The 16,790-nt window shown below is 68.3% G+C and carries 15 protein-coding genes and 1 pseudogene; 8 read left to right on the top strand and 8 right to left on the bottom strand.

From position 1 onward, the window contains the following. From ON22_RS11700 to ligD, 4 genes and pseudogenes are all read left to right on the top strand, one after another. Nucleotides 1-779: pseudogene (locus ON22_RS11700) on the top strand (flotillin domain-containing protein); the annotation flags it as partial. A 24-nt stretch (nucleotides 780-803) separates the two neighbouring features. After that, complete coding sequence (locus ON22_RS11695; RefSeq protein WP_033242850.1) at nucleotides 804-1,190, top strand: cold shock domain-containing protein; 387 nt, start codon at nucleotides 804-806, stop codon at nucleotides 1,188-1,190. Nucleotides 1,191-1,297: 107 nt separating this feature from the next. Beyond that, a complete protein-coding gene (locus ON22_RS11690) occupies nucleotides 1,298-2,383 on the top strand; it encodes an ATP-dependent DNA ligase (RefSeq protein WP_197039636.1) in 1,086 nt (361 codons plus the stop codon). Then, complete coding sequence (gene ligD / locus ON22_RS11685) at nucleotides 2,380-3,390, top strand: non-homologous end-joining DNA ligase (RefSeq protein ID WP_033242849.1); 1,011 nt, start codon at nucleotides 2,380-2,382, stop codon at nucleotides 3,388-3,390. The genes ON22_RS11690 and ligD overlap by 4 nt, the downstream gene beginning before the upstream one ends. Nucleotides 3,391-3,720: 330 nt before the next feature. On the opposite strand, the gene ON22_RS11680 is transcribed toward ligD, so the two are convergent. The 3 genes from ON22_RS11680 to ON22_RS11670 form a co-directional block, all read right to left on the bottom strand. Continuing rightward, nucleotides 3,721-4,530 carry a hypothetical protein gene (locus tag ON22_RS11680; RefSeq protein WP_033242848.1) on the bottom strand — a complete coding sequence of 270 codons (810 nt, stop codon included), beginning with the start codon at nucleotides 4,528-4,530 and terminating at the stop codon, nucleotides 3,721-3,723. A 170-nt stretch (nucleotides 4,531-4,700) separates the two neighbouring features. Further along, nucleotides 4,701-5,366 carry a TetR/AcrR family transcriptional regulator gene (locus tag ON22_RS11675; RefSeq protein ID WP_051157498.1) on the bottom strand — a complete coding sequence of 222 codons (666 nt, stop codon included), beginning with the start codon at nucleotides 5,364-5,366 and terminating at the stop codon, nucleotides 4,701-4,703. Next, a complete protein-coding gene (locus tag ON22_RS11670) occupies nucleotides 5,356-6,501 on the bottom strand; it encodes an acyl-CoA dehydrogenase family protein (protein WP_033242847.1) in 1,146 nt (381 codons plus the stop codon). The genes ON22_RS11675 and ON22_RS11670 overlap by 11 nt, the downstream gene beginning before the upstream one ends. Before the next feature lie 197 nt (nucleotides 6,502-6,698). On the opposite strand from ON22_RS11670, the gene ON22_RS11665 reads away from it, so the two are divergent. The 3 genes from ON22_RS11665 to ON22_RS11655 all read left to right on the top strand — a co-directional run bounded on the left by ON22_RS11665 (nucleotide 6,699) and on the right by ON22_RS11655 (nucleotide 10,003). Continuing rightward, a complete protein-coding gene (locus tag ON22_RS11665; RefSeq protein WP_033243101.1) occupies nucleotides 6,699-8,129 on the top strand; it encodes an SDR family NAD(P)-dependent oxidoreductase in 1,431 nt (476 codons plus the stop codon). A gap of 40 nt (nucleotides 8,130-8,169) precedes the next feature. Then, the gene (locus ON22_RS11660) at nucleotides 8,170-8,556 is read left to right on the top strand and encodes a DUF2784 domain-containing protein (protein WP_033242846.1); all 387 of its coding nucleotides are present in this window, start codon (nucleotides 8,170-8,172) and stop codon (nucleotides 8,554-8,556) included. 94 nt (nucleotides 8,557-8,650) lie between these two features. Further along, the gene (locus ON22_RS11655; protein ID WP_081595508.1) at nucleotides 8,651-10,003 is read left to right on the top strand and encodes a CoA transferase; all 1,353 of its coding nucleotides are present in this window, start codon (nucleotides 8,651-8,653) and stop codon (nucleotides 10,001-10,003) included. 18 nt (nucleotides 10,004-10,021) lie between these two features. Here the strand turns inward: ON22_RS11655 and ON22_RS11650 are convergent, their stop codons facing one another. The 3 genes from ON22_RS11650 to ON22_RS34580 all read right to left on the bottom strand — a co-directional run bounded on the left by ON22_RS11650 (nucleotide 10,022) and on the right by ON22_RS34580 (nucleotide 12,558). Beyond that, a complete protein-coding gene (locus tag ON22_RS11650; RefSeq protein ID WP_033243099.1) occupies nucleotides 10,022-10,354 on the bottom strand; it encodes a hypothetical protein in 333 nt (110 codons plus the stop codon). A 53-nt stretch (nucleotides 10,355-10,407) separates the two neighbouring features. Then, the gene (locus ON22_RS11645) at nucleotides 10,408-11,379 is read right to left on the bottom strand and encodes a GlxA family transcriptional regulator (RefSeq protein ID WP_033242845.1); all 972 of its coding nucleotides are present in this window, start codon (nucleotides 11,377-11,379) and stop codon (nucleotides 10,408-10,410) included. 579 nt (nucleotides 11,380-11,958) lie between these two features. After that, complete coding sequence (locus ON22_RS34580; RefSeq protein WP_157170408.1) at nucleotides 11,959-12,558, bottom strand: Rv0361 family membrane protein; 600 nt, start codon at nucleotides 12,556-12,558, stop codon at nucleotides 11,959-11,961. A gap of 371 nt (nucleotides 12,559-12,929) precedes the next feature. Here ON22_RS34580 and ON22_RS11635 point away from each other — a divergent pair, with 371 nt between their 5' ends. After that, nucleotides 12,930-13,481, top strand: a complete 552-nt coding sequence (locus ON22_RS11635) for a dihydrofolate reductase family protein (protein ID WP_033242844.1) — start codon at nucleotides 12,930-12,932, stop codon at nucleotides 13,479-13,481. Nucleotides 13,482-13,496: 15 nt separating this feature from the next. Here the strand turns inward: ON22_RS11635 and ON22_RS11630 are convergent, their stop codons facing one another. Together ON22_RS11630 and ON22_RS11625 are read right to left on the bottom strand one after the other, a co-directional pair. Next, nucleotides 13,497-14,444, bottom strand: a complete 948-nt coding sequence (locus tag ON22_RS11630; protein ID WP_033242843.1) for an NAD(P)H-dependent flavin oxidoreductase — start codon at nucleotides 14,442-14,444, stop codon at nucleotides 13,497-13,499. An 87-nt stretch (nucleotides 14,445-14,531) separates the two neighbouring features. Then, nucleotides 14,532-16,745 carry an acyl-CoA dehydrogenase family protein gene (locus tag ON22_RS11625; protein WP_033243097.1) on the bottom strand — a complete coding sequence of 738 codons (2,214 nt, stop codon included), beginning with the start codon at nucleotides 16,743-16,745 and terminating at the stop codon, nucleotides 14,532-14,534. Nucleotides 16,746-16,790: the final 45 nt, after the last annotated feature.

Here is a 16,790-nt window from a genome sequence, read left to right as displayed (position 1 = left end):
TCTGCGGTCGATCGTCGGCTCGATGACGGTCGAGGAGATCCATCCGCGAACGGCAACGCCTGGCCGACGAAGTGCTGGTGGCCTCCAAGGTGGAGATGAGCAATATCGGCCTGTGGGTCGATTCGTTCCAGATCCAGTCCATCGACGACGGCGATCTCGGCTATATCTCCGCCCTGGCCGCACCGCACAATGCCGCCGTGCACCGCGACGCCCAGATCGCCAAATCGCAGGCGGCCCAGCGGTCGGCCGAAGCCGAACAGGAATCGCTGCGTAAACAGGCCGAATACTCGCGTGAGACCTCGATCCTCAAAGCGAGCTACCAGCGCGATATCGATAAGGCCGAGGCGGAAGCGGCCGCGGCCGGTCCGCTGGCCGCGGCGCTGGCCCAGCAGGAGGTGCTCAGCGCGCAGGCCGCCCAGGCCCGCAAGGAAGCCGACCTGCGCGAACAGCAACTGCAGGCAGAAGTGGTCAAACCCGCGCAGGCCGAGGCCGACCGGGTCCGGATCCTGGCCGAGGCCGAGGCGAACCGGACCCGGATCCAGGCCGAGGCCGCGGCATCGAACAACCGGATCGCGCTCGACCAGATGCTGATCGAACAGTTGCCGCTGATCGTGGAGCAGGCCGCGCGCGGGCTGTCGAATGCGAACTTGACCGTGCTCAACGGGCCCGATGGGGTCGGCGAACTGCTCAACGGCATGGTCGGGCAGGGGCTGACCGTGTTCAACTCCCTGCAAAAGGCGCTTATCACCGACGACGAGGACAAGCGGGATATAGAGTGACCGCGTAACTGCGGCGAGGAGCGTGTGGTGGCCAGCGGGAAATTGGTGTCGTTCGACGGATCGCGGGGATTCGGTTTCATCCGGCCCGAAGACGGTGGTCCCGATGTATTCGTCCACGTCAACGATATCGGCCTCGGTGAGGACGAACTGCGTCAGGGACGGATCTTCGAATTCGAGGTCACCGAGGGGGACCGCGGGCCGAAGGCGGTCAATCTGCGGTCGCCCCGGGTATCCGGGCCCCGCCCCGAAGCGGCCGCCGGTGGCGGTTCCCGGCTCACCGCCACCGAATACACCCGGCTCGTCACCGAACTGCTGCTCGACGCCTCCCCGGCGCTCACCGCCGGGGAGATCGTCGTGATCCGCGAACGACTCACCGATTTCGCCGGGGTTCAGGGCTGGATCACGGACTGACGCGCGGATCCGCCGACTTGTCGGCGTGAACTCCTATGCTCGGGGGCGATGAATCGGCGTCGGTCGCGACGTCGATACGGGTGAGGATCGACCCCCAGGAGGACCGCGTGGATCTACCGGTGATGCCGCCCGTCCGGCCCATGCTGGCCAAAACCGCGCCCGAGATCCCGCCGGGCCCCGGGCTCAGCTATGAACCCAAATGGGACGGTTTCCGCTGCGTGGTTTTCCGCGACGGCACCGAGATCGAACTCGGATCCCGCAACGACCGGCCGCTGACCAGGTATTTTCCCGAGGTCGCCGAACTGTTGAAGGCGGCGTTGCCCCCGCGGTGCGTGGTGGACGGGGAAATCGTCGTGGTGACCGAGCACGGGCTCGATTTCGACGTTCTGCAGCAGCGTTTGCATCCGGCGGCGTCGCGGGTCACCAAACTCGCGGCCGAAACACCCGCGAGTTTCGTCGCGTTCGACCTGCTCGCACTCGGCGACCGTGATCTCACCACCGCGCCGTTCACCGAACGACGCAGCCTGCTCGAATCGATCCTTGACACCGCGCCGGGCCGGGTTCACCTCACCCCGCTCACCGGTGATCCGGCCCTGGCCCGGGACTGGTTCACCCGGTTCGAGGGCGCCGGATTCGACGGGGTGATGGTGAAGGCCGACGACCAGCCATATCAGCAGAACAAACGCGTGATGCTGAAGGTCAAGCACGAGCGCACAGCCGACTGTGTGGTCGCCGGATTCCGCTGGCACAAGGACGGCGCGGGCGTCGGATCGCTGCTGCTCGGCCTTTTCGACGACCAGGGCGGTCTACATCATGTGGGGGTCGCCAGTAGTTTCACCGCCGCCCGCCGCAAGGAACTGGTCGGCGAGCTCGCGCCGTACCGGGAGCGCGCCCTGGACAACCACCCGTGGCGCGACTGGGCCGATGCCGCGGCGCAGGCCGCATCCGGTGGTTCGATGCCCGGCGGGGTCAGCCGGTGGAGTGGCGGTAAGGATCTGTCCTGGGAACCACTGCGTACCGAACTGGTGGCCGAGGTCCGGTATGAACATGTGCAGTCCGGCCGCTTCCGGCACGGCGGCCGGCTGGTCCGTTTCCGCGCCGACCGCACCCCCGAATCGTGCACCTATGCTCAGCTCGAGGAAGTCGCGCCTGCCGAACTGCACGAAATCTTCGGGACCCCGGTGGCGAAATGAGTGAATCCGTCGATATCGAGGTTGCGGGGCGGGCGCTGACCATCAGCAATCCCGGCAAGGTGTATTTCTCCCGCCGCGGCGAGACCAAACTCGATCTGGTGCGCTACTACCAGAGTGTCGCCGAGGCATTCCTGCGCGTGAACGGCGGGCGACCGCTGCTGCTGGAGCGCTATCCCGACGGGGCGTCGGGGAAATCGTGGTTCCAGAAGCGGGTGCCGAAATCCGCGCCGGACTGGCTGCACACCGTCGAAGTGTCCACACCGAACGGCACGACCAGCGACGCACTGGTGGCCCACGATATGGCGCATGTGCTGTGGGCGGTGAATCAGGGCTGCCTGGGCTTCCACGTCTGGCCCAATCGGGCCACGGAGCTGGGTATCGCCGACGAGCTCCGGATCGATCTCGATCCCTCGCCCGGCATTGGCTTCGACGAACTGCGCGCCGCGGCGCTGCGTACCCGCGAATTGTGTACCGAACTCGGTATCGAGACATGGGTGAAGACCTCGGGTTCCCGCGGGCTGCACCTGTATATCGCGCTGGAACCGCGTTGGGACGGCTACCAGGTGCGCGCCGCCGCCGTGGCGCTGGCGCGGGAACTGGAGCGCCGGTATCCGGACGAGATCACCGCCCACTGGTGGAAAGAGGAACGCGGCCGGCGGGTTTTCGTGGACTACAACCAGAACGCCCCGCACAAAACCGTTTTCGGGGCGTGGTGCGTGCGGCCGAAGGTCGGCGCGCAGGTGTCGACCCCGCTGCGCTGGTCCGAACTGGATACCGTCGTGCCCGAAGAGCTGACGATCGCGACCGTTCCGGCGCGGCTGGCCGAAACGGGCGATCCATGGGCGGATCGCCCGCCCCAATCCATCGAACCGCTGCTGGAGTGGTCCGAACGCGATCTGGCGGGCGGGCTCATGGATGCGCCGTGGCCGCCGCAGTACCCGAAGATGCCGAACGAACCACCCCGGGTCCAGCCCAGCCGCGCCCGCAAACCGGATCCGGCTGGATAGTCCACGCGCCCGTCGATCCGGGTAGTTCCTGAGCACGTGAGGACGGGCGGGTCAGGGTGGCGCGCACGATCCTCGCGCCGCAAACGCAGCTGCCGGTCTGCGTGGTCACCACCTCGCTGGGTGGTCCGGACGGGCAGGTCACGGGCATTTCCGGACGGATAGGTCACGGGCACCCCGGCGGGGAAGTTACGACCATCCCCGGACGGGGCACGTCGGGGCCACCCCGGACGGATCGATCACGAGCACGTCCGGACCATGGCCTCACCGGCCGTGGTCGTCCCCGTTCCGGGCGGACTCGGCGGGCGCCGCCGGCATCCGTCGAGGCTCGGTTCAGGAGACCCATAAGGCCCAGGTGCCGTCTTCGCAGACCAGTGCCTGCCCCGCTGCGGTGCGGGCGGTAGCGCCCGCACCGGCAGTGCACTCCCCGCCCTCGTCCCGTACCGCCGCGGCGACCCGGTACGGCCCGGACCACTGATATCCGGTGACAGACCCGGTACCGGCCAGGCACAGCAGGGTGGTGCCGTCGGCGGCCGCCCCGATCAACGCGGGCTCCGGGCAGGCCGTGTCCTGTTCGGCGGCAACCGGTGCCGCCATGTCGGGTGCGGCACCGGTGACCGGCGGCTGGGTCGGCGGTGCCGGCGGCGCGCCGGGTGGTGCCGGGATGGAGACGGCGGTGGCGCTTTCCACGGCGCCCTCGGCGGGAACACCTGCGGCGGCGCCGGATCCGGTGGTCACCCCCAATGCATCGCCGACCCGGGAGTACATATCCGATACCCGGTCATCGGGCAGCACGACGAATGCCACCAGCACTGCCGCTTCCACTGCGCCGAGCAGGAACGCGGCCGAGGCCATGAGCCGGCCGCGTGGATAGGTGAACGCGATCAGCCCGAAGACGAGGGCGACCGGGAAGAGCAGAACCAGGGCCGATACCAGCGCGACGACGGCGTACGGGTTCACTACCGGCCGGTCGGCGTCGAATGGCGAATCGTCGGGGTAGTCGAGATCCTCGGGTTCCTCGTGCGGTTCCGGTTCCGGATGCTGTTCCGGCCGGCGCCGGCCCGTCCGGGCGGGTGGGTGGGCGTCACGGTCGGGCGGTACCTCCGGCCAGCGCTGCTCGCCCCAGCGCTGCGTATATGCCATGCGCGATCCCTTCGAACTGCTGCCGGGGGAACCCGGAGCAGTCGACCCGCCCGGCATTGCGCCAAGAATAAGCGGGATCGGCCCTGCTTTTACGAGAAACGGGAGTTGTCCGGATCACAGATGTCCATCCGACACGCCGTGGTTTTCCATAACGAGACCCGTTGCGGCGGTCAATTCTCCTCGTTCACTCGTGGAAGGGAATCGGTGACCAGTGTGGTGAGGACATCGACCAGCAGGGCGTGTACCTGGTCGCGGGTCATCGTGCCTCGGGTGAGCCATTCGCGACCGGCAACCTTCACCATCCCGCCGTAGGCCCGGACCATCGCCCGGCGCGGCTCCGCCGCCTCGTCGCCCGACAGGCCGATCATCAGCAGCAGCCGCTGGGCCGCCGCATCGTCGGCGGCGTCCAGGATCTGCTGCACTTCGGGATCGTCGCCGACCCCTTCGTGACTGGTGACCTTCACCCAGGTGCTGCCGTGCTCGGAAATCGTATCGAGCAGCCAGCGGACGCTGGCATCGATCCGTTCACGGGCGGTGCCTGCCGGAACGCGGAGGTCGTCGGGCCGGGGCAGGGTCACCATCCGGCGCACCACGGCCAGGTACAGGTCGCGCTTGTTGCCGAAGTAGTGGTTGATCAGCCCCCGGGCCACGCCGGCGCGCTGCGCGAGTTCGGCGGTGGACACTGCGGCGTAGGGCCGCTCCCCGAACATCTCGATCGCCTTGGCCAGGATCTGGGCCCGGCGTTCGTCGGGTTCGAGGCGGCGCCGCCGCGCCTGCGCCCCGGACCCGTTCGCGCCGGGGCCGGGGCCGGTGACGGCTTCGAGGTCAGAGCCCACGGGCGATGAGATCCTTCATCACCTCGTTGCTGCCCGCGAGGATCCGTAGCACCCGGGCACCGGTGTAGAGCTGGGAGATCGGGTATTCGGTCATATATCCGTAGCCGCCGAACAGCTGCAGGCAGCGGTCTACGACGATGCCGAGCTGATCGGTGGACCAGTACTTCGACATGGCCGCGGTCTGGATATCGAGTTCCCCTTTCAGGTGCCGGGTGAGGCAGTCGTCGAGGAAAACCCGGTTGGTGCGGGCGATGGTCGCGCATTCGGCCAGTTCGAACCGGGTGTTCTGCATGGCGAACAGTGGTTTGCCGAATGCTTCGCGGCCCTTCGTGTATTCGACGGTGAGTTCGACCGCACGTTCCATCATCGCCACCGCCATGATCGCGGTGACCAGCCGCTCCTGGGCCAGCAGCTGCATCATCTGGTAGAAGCCCTGGCCCTCGACCCCGCCCAGCAGGTTCGCCGCTGGAACGCGCAGGCCGTCGAAGAACAGCTCCGCGGTGTCCTGTCCCTTCCCGCCGATCTTGGACAGGATCCGGCCGCGGTTGAAGCCGGGCGTATCGTCACTCACCTCGGCGAACAGCAGCGAGACCCCGGCCGCGCCCTTCTCGGGGTCGGTTTTGGCGGCGATGATGATGCCGTCACACAGCCAGCCGTTGGAGATGAAGATCTTCGAGCCGGTGATCACGTATTCGTCGCCCTCGCGCACCGCGCGGGTCTTGATCGCCTGCAGATCCGAGCCGGTGCCCGGTTCGGTCATCCCGATGGACAGCACCATATCGCCGCTGCATGCCTTGGGCAGGACGCGCTTCTTGAGCTCGTCGGAACCGAATTCGGCCAGGTACGGCGCGATGATCGAACTGTGCACCGGGATACCGAGGGCGCCGTCGCCCGCACGCACCTGCTCTTCGATGATGGCCGCCTCATGGGCGAAGGTGCCGCCACCGCCACCGAATTCCTCGGCGACCGCCGGACAGAGCAGGCCCAGCTCGCCGGCCCGCCGGTACAGCTCGCGGTCCGGGTGGCCCTGTTCGATGAACCGCTCCTCGTGCGGCACCACTTCCTTTTCGAAGTAGGTGCGGGCGAGTTCCCGTACCGCCTCGACCTCGTCGTCGCTCCACGCGGGGCGTGCCATATCCGCATCCTCCGGTTCATGATCATCAGCTCGGCACGGGGAGGTGCCGGATCGTCCGGGAACGACTTTCCCGCACTATTGGCGTGATGTCAACGACGGGGTGACGAGGGCGTACCCGCCCGGTCGCGGGCCTGCTCCCCCGCCTTGCCACAATGATGGGCACGCTTTCCCAGCTCACGAAGGACATCCCCGCACCGATGGCCGCGACCAGCATCGATCCGAACGACCTCACCACCTGTCTGCGCGTACTCGAACAAGCAGGCCGGCTGGACCCCGGCCACCCGGATTCGGTCACCGTCCAGCGTGCCGTCGGCGGCATGTTCAAGGAGCTCAAACGCCAGCGCCGCATCGCCGCCCGGCAGGCCAAACTCGAGTCCGATCGTGCGGTGGTGGCCGCTACGGCCACCGGATCGCCGAATCGGATCGACGACGAAACGGCCGGGATCCCGATCAGCTCGGCCACCTCCGGCGCATCGGCCGGAACCCTGCTGCGGGCGCGCGGCTGCTATATCTGCAAGGAGAAGTACACCCGCGTCGACGCCTTCTATCACCAGTTGTGCCCGGACTGCGCCGCGTTGAGCCACGACCGTCGCGACGCCCGCACGGATCTGTCCGGTCGCCGCGCGCTGCTGACCGGTGGCCGCGCGAAGATCGGTATGTACATCGCGCTGCGGCTGCTACGCGACGGCGCGCACACCACCGTCACCACTCGGTTCCCCAACGATGCGATCCGCCGTTTCGCGGCCCAGCCCGACAGCGCCGACTGGCTGCACCGGCTCCGGATCGTCGGGATCGATCTCCGTGATCCCGCCCAGGTCGTGGCGCTCGCCGATGATGTGGCCGCCCAGGGGCCGCTCGATATCCTCGTCAACAACGCCGCGCAGACCGTGCGCCGCTCCCCCGGCGCCTACAGTGCCCTGGCCGCCGCCGAATCCGATCCGCTGCCCGCCGGTGAACTCCCCGAAACGGTGACCTTCGGCCAGACCACCCGCGCGCATCCGACCGCCCTCACCGCCTCGCTCACCCCCGGCCTCACCGGTGCCGATGTGGCCGAGCTGGCGCTGGTGGCCGGTTCTGCCACGCCGGACCGGATTGCCAGTGGGGTCGCCATCGACGCCGGCGGCCTGGTGCCCGATCTGGCACACACCAACAGCTGGGTGCATACGGTCGGCGAGGTCGACCCCACTGAACTGTTGGAAGTGCAGCTGTGCAATTCGGTGGCACCGTTCATCCTGGTGTCGCGGCTGCGCCCGGCGCTGGCCGCGGCGGGGGCCCGCCGTAAGTATGTGGTGAACGTTTCGGCCATGGAGGGCCAGTTCTCCCGCGGCTACAAGGGTCCGGGGCACCCGCACACCAATATGGCCAAGGCGGCGCTGAATATGCTGACCCGCACCAGCGCCGGTGAGATGTTCGAGGCCGACCGGATCCTGATGACCGCGGTGGACACCGGCTGGATCACCGACGAACGACCGCACTACACGAAAGTCCGGCTGGCGGACGAGGGGTTCCACGCCCCGCTGGATCTGGTGGACGGCGCAGCCCGGGTCTACGACCCGATCGTGCGCGGCGAAGCCGGAGAAGACCTCTACGGCTGCTTCCTGAAGGACTATCAGCCCTCACCCTGGTGATTCCGGCGCAGCGATCACGATCAGGACATACCCTGGAAGGGTGTGGTACCGGCTGCTCGCCGATCTGACCGCCGCCGTGCATGTGCTCTTCATCGGCTATGTGGTGGCGGGAGGTTTTGTTGCCTGGCGGCTGCCGCGCACGATCTGGTTGCACGGCGTTGCGGCGGGCTGGGGGTTCGGCACGGTTCTGGTCGGTTACGACTGCCCGCTGACCTATGCCGAGAACTGGGCACGTGAACGGGCGGGGATGCAGGGGCTGCCGCCGGAGGGGTTCATCGACTACTACCTGACCGGTGTCATCTATCCGGAGAGCATGCTCGCCGAGGTGCGCCTACTGGTCGCGATCTGCGTGCTGGTGTCGTGGGCCGGCTGGTGGTGGCGGGTCCGGCACCAGCCGGGGAGCTCCAGCGTGCGCACTCTTGTCTGAACTGTGCGCATCCCGGGTGACGGTGTGATGAAAATCGCTGTGCCAACCGGTAACCCGAGGATCGGCTGCGCCGAACGCCAGTACGCTCGGAGCAGTGGATGTGGGAGCACGGCTGGTCCGTGATTACGAGGACGGTGCGGGCGTTGCCGCGTCGGCGCAGGTGGAGTGGCCCGACCCCGGCCGCTGTCTCGCCGCCACCCTGCCGGTATGGGGATTGGCCGCCGGATCCGTCCAGGCCTTCGTCGCTGCCACCGACCGCTATCGCCAGGCCGCGGCAACAGCACCGATCCGGCACCGCCTCGACCCGGAACGGATCGCCGCGTCGTTCACCAGTGACCGGCTGCTGCGAATCGACGGCGCCCCGGTCGCCGGGTTCGCCGATCTGTCCGGTTTCTTCCCCACCTTCGACGGCTGGGTACGCACGCATGCCAACTACCCGCATCACCGCGCCCGCCTGCTGGCCGCGCTCGAGTTACCCGCCGACGCGCTCGTGGAGCAGGCCGAATCCCAGATCGCCGTGATCCGCGCCGCGGATCTCGAGGAACTGGCCGCGGCCCGCGGCGCAATCGTGGTGCAGGTCCGTGACGAGGCACAGTGGCGGGCCCATCCGCAATCGGGTGCGGCCGCCGCCGGTCCGCTCGTCGCTGTCGTGGAACGGCCGGACCGGCGGCGCTACACGCTGCCGGTATCCGGCACCCCGTATCAGCCCCTGCGGGGTGTGCGGGTGCTCGATCTGACCCGCGTGATCGCCGGCCCCGTGGCCACCCGGGCGCTGGCGCTGCTCGGCGCCGAGGTTTTGCGGGTGGACCCGCCCGCACTCCCGGAGATCCCGTGGCAGTTCACCGATACCGGGCAGGGCAAATCGTCGGCCCTGCTGGATCTGCGGACGGCGAGTTCGCACTGGGAGAGTCTGCTGGATACCGCGGATGTCCTGGTGACGGGGTACCGGCCCGGTGCGCTCGAACGGCTGGGGCTGGCCGGCCGGCCGGGGCTGATACACGCCCGCGTGAGCGCCTGGGGGTTCACCGGCCCCTGGGCGGGCCGCCGCGGCTTCGACAGTATCGTGCAGGCCGCCACCGGGATCGCGGTGATCGAGGGGGCTTCCGCGGTTCCCGGGGCCTTACCTGCTCAGGCCCTCGACCATGCGTCCGGTTATCTGCTGGCCGCCGGTATCGTCGACGCACTCGCCGCCCGGACCGGAGACGGTCGCGGCCGGGACGTCCGGGTCTCACTGGCCCGCACCGCCACCTGGCTCCTGTCCGAACGCGGCCGGACCCCCGGTCATCCCGCACCCGCGGTACCCGGCCCACGCACCACGGTGACGCACGGGCGGACCGTCACCGCCGCACCCGCGCTCGCCGAATTTCCCGATTACCCGTTCCCGGCACCCGGTTACGGTCGCGCCGAAGCCCGCTGGACCGAGACACCGGTCCGCGAACCGCGATGATCCGGCCCGAAGCCGAGGTCAGAGTCCGGTGGACAACTGCACCACGACCTTCTCCTGGGTGACCTCACGGACCGTCAGGTCCAGGCCCTGGGCGGATTCGGTCGAGCCCATCGGCACGGTGACATCCTGACCCGCCACCTTCAGGGTCACCACATTGCCCTCTACCGCGGCGAGTTCCGCGTCCACGCCGAGAACGCTGATCTTCGCGTCCACGCCCCGGTCGAAGGTGACGGTACAGCCCTGGACATCGCATTGGCTGGTAGCCCCCGCGCCGGTGGCGGTGCAGGCGGACACTCCCAGTGACAGTGTGGCCACGAATCCGGCTACGGCGATCAGCCGTCGAACATACATGCGGTCAGTGTAGGGAGGAATCGCGGCGCCGCCACCGCAATCGGCGGCCGACCTCACAAACCACCGTAGGTTCGGATCTGTGCCGGTGACAGGCCACGGCGCCGGCGGATGAGCGCACGTAACGCGCTGGCGTTCACATAGCCGACCTCCCGGGCCACCCCTTCGACCGTGAGGCCGGTCGTCCGCAGGAGGCGGGTGGCCCGGTCGAGCCGGATATCGTCGGCGAAACCCTTGGGTGACATCCCGAGTGCCGCGCGGGTGGCGCGCTGCAGGCTGCGTTCGGTGATGCCCAGTTCCCGCGCCGCGGCCGAGATCAGGAACTGCTCGGAAATATGCTCGCGCACCCAGCGTTCGTACGCGACGATGAGCGGATTACCGCGGGCGACCACCTCGGGGATGGCGTACGGCGCCTGGCTGGCGCGGCCTTCGAAGGCGAGATACCGCCGTGCCTGCTCCGCCAGCTCCGGGCTGGTGCGATATATCAGCGACAGCGCCATATCCAGGTGTGACAGCGAGGCACCGGCCGTGGTGAGGCCGTCGCCGTGGCAGACGATGCTCCGCTCGTCCAGATCCACTCTCGGGTACCGCCCGCGGAAACTCGTCCCGAGCCACCAGCTGGTCGTCGCCGGCGACCCGTCGAGCACGCCGGCTTCCGCCAGGAAGAACGTTCCGGTACAGGCCGCGGCGAGATGGACACCCTGTTCACGTGCGCTCCGGATCCGGTCGAGGAGCCATGCGTTACCGGGGTCCGAGACGAGTGCGACCAGCGGCTCGGGCTCGAGAACATTCACCGCGGCCACCGCGAGGGCGTCGAACGACGTCGATACCTCCCTCAGCGGGATGGTCTGCACCGTGTTTCCGCTACCCGACCGCACCGAGGTACCGAGTGAGACCGTATGCACGTTCCACGCGGCCGGTGGATGGTCGAGTTCGCTGCGCAGCACGTTCGCAGTACCGAATGCCCCGTGGAGGGCGCCCAAGCCGAGTTCGCCCACGCCGTCCACGACGAAAATACCCACATCCACGGTGGCAGGATACGGATCGTAAAACGTCCTATGAAAACCGATCGGTCTTTTACATCGGTGGAGCGCCCCGGGCTTGTCGCAAACGGATCGCATCCTGTCGCTTCCGCCCCTCCGATCGGGCCGTCGCACACAGTAGCGTCGGAGGGCAACGGTGCTGTCGCGTCCGGCGACCGCACCGTCGTTCGTGTGAGCACTGGAGATCGAGGTGAACCGCCGGATATGAGCATTGCGCGACCCGCCATCCGGGCGCGTGAACGAGGTCTACGGCGCACCTGTCCCGCACCGCACGCTTCTCCGAACGTCCGGCCGGATACCGCGGCCGGCGAACCGTCCTCGGGGTTCGGGGTGCGCATTCGATGATCCCGCCGTGAATCTGCCGGTGGGGTCGGTGTGTACGAAGGTATGGTTGCGGCGCTGCGGGGTGCGCCGCAGCTTTACGTTCCTACACGCCGGTTCGCGAAAGCCGTTGGCCACCAACGGCCGCCATCGCATAACACCCTGCCGGCCCGGGCAAGCTGCACGACAGTGGCCGGTTACCGGGGAACTGCCCCGGTAACCGGCCACCCGTCGAACGACTGATCAGAAGCCCGGCATATCGACGTCGATATCGGGATTCAGGATCCCGCACACCTTCCAGCCGCCGTCCTCCTCGACCAGATCATAGGTCGCGGTCGTGGTGGTCTCGTCGCCCAGCATCTCCATGGTCATCTCCATGGTGAACGTCCCGGAATCGCTGCCCGAGGGCACATCCACGCTCTTCAGCGTGGTTTCCGGCGCGGACACACCGGAGGGCGCACCCGTCGGCTGAACAGGATTGTCCTGCTCGTACTGCGAGATCTCGTCCAAATCGGCCTGGCAGACCAGATCTTCGGGATTACCGTCCTGATCCACCCAGGCCTGCGCCACCTCACGCGGATCGTCGTAGCCACCACCCACGGCCGAGCCACCGCTGCCGAAAACGAAGAACGCGCCGACCCCGACCGCGACGAGTACCACCGCGACACCGCCGATGATGAGCGCGATCTTGCCGCCGCCACCCCCCGAGGAGCGCGGCGGCTGACCGTAGCCCATGGGCGCACCCATCTGCGGCTGCTGACCCGGATACTGCTGGCCGTACTGTGGCTGGCCGGGGTATGGCTGGCCGGGATACGGCTGCCCCGGCATGGGTTGCCCTCCCATGGGCTGTCCCCCCATGGGCTGTCCCGGATACGGCTGCCCCGGCGGTACGGGTTGACCAGGCTGATGCTGGTACGGATTGGGTGGTTGCGGGTGACCCATTCGGAAGTCCTGTTTCCCTTGCTGTCCTGCACGGAGCCGGGGTTCGGCGCCGCGTCCTCACATTGATTTCCCCACGGCGCCGTGCTGTTAACACTGTCTGCGGCACACTCACTGTACGCAGGGTCGAACCGGTCCGCCCAGCACAGGGATTCGACAGCCACCCCGGGACCGATGAGAAAACCTGCCAGGCCCCGTCTACCCGAACGAGACACAAGCCCCGCGCCACATCGCGGAAAGGCCGCAGCCCAGCAGCTGCCGGAAAGGACACCAGCATGGGAACCATCGCCGTACACGAGTTCGTCTCCCTCGACGGGTCGTACGAGGATCCGTCGTTCACCTTCGAATTCGGGTTCGATCCGCAGATGGGCGAGACCCTCGCCGCGATCACCGGGGCTGCGCAGGCCATTCTGCTCGGGCGCAACACCTTCGACATGTTCGCACCGGCCTGGTCCACCCGCACCGTCGAGGACGACCCGGGCGCCCCGTTCTTCAACGACACCACCAAATATGTGGTGGGCGCGCGGGAACCGCAGGCCGAATGGGCCAACAGCACCTCCCTCGGCGCCTACGATCCCGAGAAGATCCGCAAGCTCAAGAGCGATATCGACGGGACCATCTACATCAGCGGCAGCGGCACCCTGGTGCGGGCGCTGCTCGCGGAGGGGCTCGTCGACGATCTGCACCTGTTCGTCTACCCCATCGTCCTGGGCACGGGCGAGAAACTGTTCACCGACGGTGTCGATACGACGAAGCTCGAACTCAAAGCGCACGATATCTACCCCAACGGCGTGGTGCATCTGGACTACGGGCCCGCACGGTCCTGAGGGAGTGCGGGCGGGTCAGGCCAGTGCGGCGACCCGGGCGCGCGCGAGGCGGTATTCCTCGGCAAGGCGGTCCACCACCGCCGCGGTCGGCCGCACCTCGTCGACCGCACCGATACCGTGACCTGCGCCCCAGATATCGCGCCATGCCTTCGGCCCGTCGGAGCTCAGGAATTCCAGTGAGCCGGAGCCGGCGCCCAGTGCGTCGGGATCCAGACCGGCCGCGGTGATACTGGGGCGCAGGTAGTTGCCCTTCACCCCGGTGAAGTAGTCGGTGTAGACGATATCGCCGGCGGTGCCCGTGACGATCATCTTCTTGTATTCGGGTTCGGCGTTCGCTTCGTCGGTCGCGATGAACAGCGAACCCGCATAGGCGAAATCCGCGCCGGCTGCCAGGGCGGCGAGAACGCTGTCACCGTGCGCTATCGAGCCCGAAAGCGCCAGCGGGCCGTCGAACCAGTCCCGGATCTCCTGGATCAGCGCGAACGGCGAGACCACGCCGGCGTGGCCGCCCGCGCCGGCCGCCACCGCGATCAGACCGTCGGCGCCCTTGTCGATCGCCTTACGCGCATGCACGTTGTTGATCACATCGTGCAGCACCACACCGCCGTAGGCGTGGATCCGGTCGTTGATCTCCGGCCGGGCGCCGAGCGAGGTGATCACGATCGGCACCCCGAACTCCTCCAGGATTGCCAGATCCTCGCCGAGGCGCTCGTTGGTCTTGTGCGCGATCAGATTCACCGCGTATGGGGCGGCTTCGGGAGCCGCGCCGAGTTCGGCGGTGATCCGGGTGAGCCATTCGCGCAACCGACCGGGTGTGCGCGCGTTCAGTGCCGGGAAGGAGCCGATGATGCCGGATTTCGCCTGGGCCACTACCAGGTCGGGGCCGGACACGATGAACAGCGGCGCGGCGATAACGGGGAGCCGCAGGTTGGTGCGCAGGATCGCGGGGAGTCGCTCGGTCACGAGAGCGACATTAACAGATGGCACGTGCCATCAGTTATGGCCCCGCCCGTCGGGACAGCGCACAGCGCCACCCGGCGGACCGCTCGCCTACTTCCGCGGCAACCCCATCACCAGGGTCGCGATGGTGTTCAGCTGGATTTCGAGGGTGCCGCCGCCGATCACCCAGGTCGGGATATCGAGCTCATGATGCACCGGCTCGGAAACCGCCTCACCGAGCGCGGCCGCCGGGCCGATCAGGTTCAGCGCGGCAGCCGCGGCATCGGTGTGCAGCATCGAGGCGGCCGCTTTGGCGACACTGGTGGCCGGGCCGATGGCGTGACCGTCCAGCCGCCGGATCGTCTCCCGCAGATTCATCGCGGAGATGGCGGCGCCCCGCGCGCTGATCCGCCCGAGGGTCCGCACCGCATCGTCACGGGTACCGGCGTATTCACCGCGTTCGATGATCCCCCGGATCCGCTCGTTGTGTCCCGGATCGCGGACGCCACCGATGAACAGGCGTTCCTGTGCCAGGGTTTCCAGGGTCAGCGCCCAGCCCTGACCCGGTTCGCCCAGAACCATCTCGTCCGGTACGAAGGCGTCGTCGAAGAACACCTCGTTGAACTCGGCGTCACCGCTGGCCTGCACGATCGGGCGCACCTCGACGCCCTGGGCGTGCATATCCACCAGGAACATGGTCAGCCCCTGATGGCGGCCGGCCTCCGGGTCGGTACGGGCCAGCAGCAGACCCCAGTCGGCGCGATGGGCAAGAGTGGTCCAGATCTTCTGGCCCTGCAACCGCCAGCCGCCGTCGACCCGGGTCGCGCGCAGGCTCAGCGACGCCACATCCGAACCGGCCTCGGGTTCACTGAACAGCTGGCACCAGATCTCCTCACCACGCAACGCCGGACCCGCCAGCCGGGCGAGCTGCTCGGGGGTACCGCGATGCAGCACGATCGGCACCACCCACTGCCCGATCCCCATGGAGGGCTGCGCAATACCGTGCCGGTCGTATTCGTCCTGCAGGATGAGCTGTTCCAGCGGCCCCGCTTCGATACCGAAGGGCTTGGCCATCGGCGGCGATACCAGGCCACTGTCCGCCAGCAGGGTACGGCGGGCGCCGGTGTTCACCGCATCGTGATCGCCGACCTTCGACGGATTCGGATTGTCCAGTTGCGCCGCGCGGTCCAGGATCTCCGAGACCCATTCGCGGAACGACGAATCCGTTTCCGGCAGCGGAACGGCGAAGGTGCGCGGCCCCTGCAGGGCGGCGTCACCGAGCCGCAGTTCCCACGATTCCACCGGCCCGGCCAGACCGGCCAGTGCCATCGCGCGCCGCCAGTACAGATGCAGATCGTGCTCCCAGGTGAAGCCGATCGCCCCGTGCAGCCCGAGACATTCCACCGCGGCGTGCACCGCATTGCCGAGCGTGGTCAGGACCGCGCCGGCGACAGCGTGGGTCCGCTGCCCGGGTTCGTCATCGAGGCCTCGTACGGCGTCCCAGGCGGCGGCCGCGGCGAGTTCACTGGTGATCAGCAGCCGGGCGGTGCGGTGCTGCACTGCTTGGAAGGCGCCGATCGGCCGGCCGAACTGGACCCGGGATTTCACGTATTCGGTGGCGGTATCGCTGCACCAGCGGATGACACCGGCCGCCTCCACGGCGAGGAACGCGGTGGTGAGGGCTTCGGCCCGACCGGTGTCCAGCTCGAGCGGCGCGGCCACGGCCACCTCGCGGAACCGGACCACACCGAGATCGCGGCCCAGATCGGCGCCGTCCTTCGCCTCCACCTCGACACCGGCGGCGGTGCGCTCGACCAGGTACCACCGGGTCTCGGCCCCGGCGAGAGCCGCCACCACGAACAGCTCGGCCGACGCGGCGCCCAGGATCACGCCGGTTTCACCGGTGAGCCGCGTGGCGTCGCCGCCGGTTTCTGCGGTGCAGCCGACCCGGTGTTCCGGGCCGATCACCGCACCGGGGGCACCTTCGGCGATCCGCCGCAGCGCCTCGCCGGCGTTATCCCCGGCGTCCGCGAGCACGGCACCGGCGACCGCGGTGGACAGTAGCGGACCGGGCAGCAGCGCGCGGCCCGATTCGGCGAGCACCACGGCGAGATCGTCGAGCGTTCCGCCCTGGCCGCCGACCGCTTCCGGAAGGTGCACGCCGGTGAGCCCCAGCGCGACCAGTTCCGGCCAGAACTCCGGCAGGTTCCCCTCTTTCAGGCGATCGGTGTGCTTACGCGTGTATTCGCGGGCGGCATACCGGTCCGCGAATCCGGCGACGGTTTCGGCCAGCGCCGCTTGGTCGGCGGTCAGGGCAACGGGCACGGCTATCACTCCGGTCGTGGGTGTCGGGCAACGATCCCGGTTCGA

This window comes from Nocardia carnea NBRC 14403, from assembly GCF_000308515.1.
Lineage (GTDB): Bacteria > Actinomycetota > Actinomycetes > Mycobacteriales > Mycobacteriaceae > Nocardia > Nocardia carnea.
This window is presented reverse-complemented; position numbering and strand designations above follow the sequence as displayed.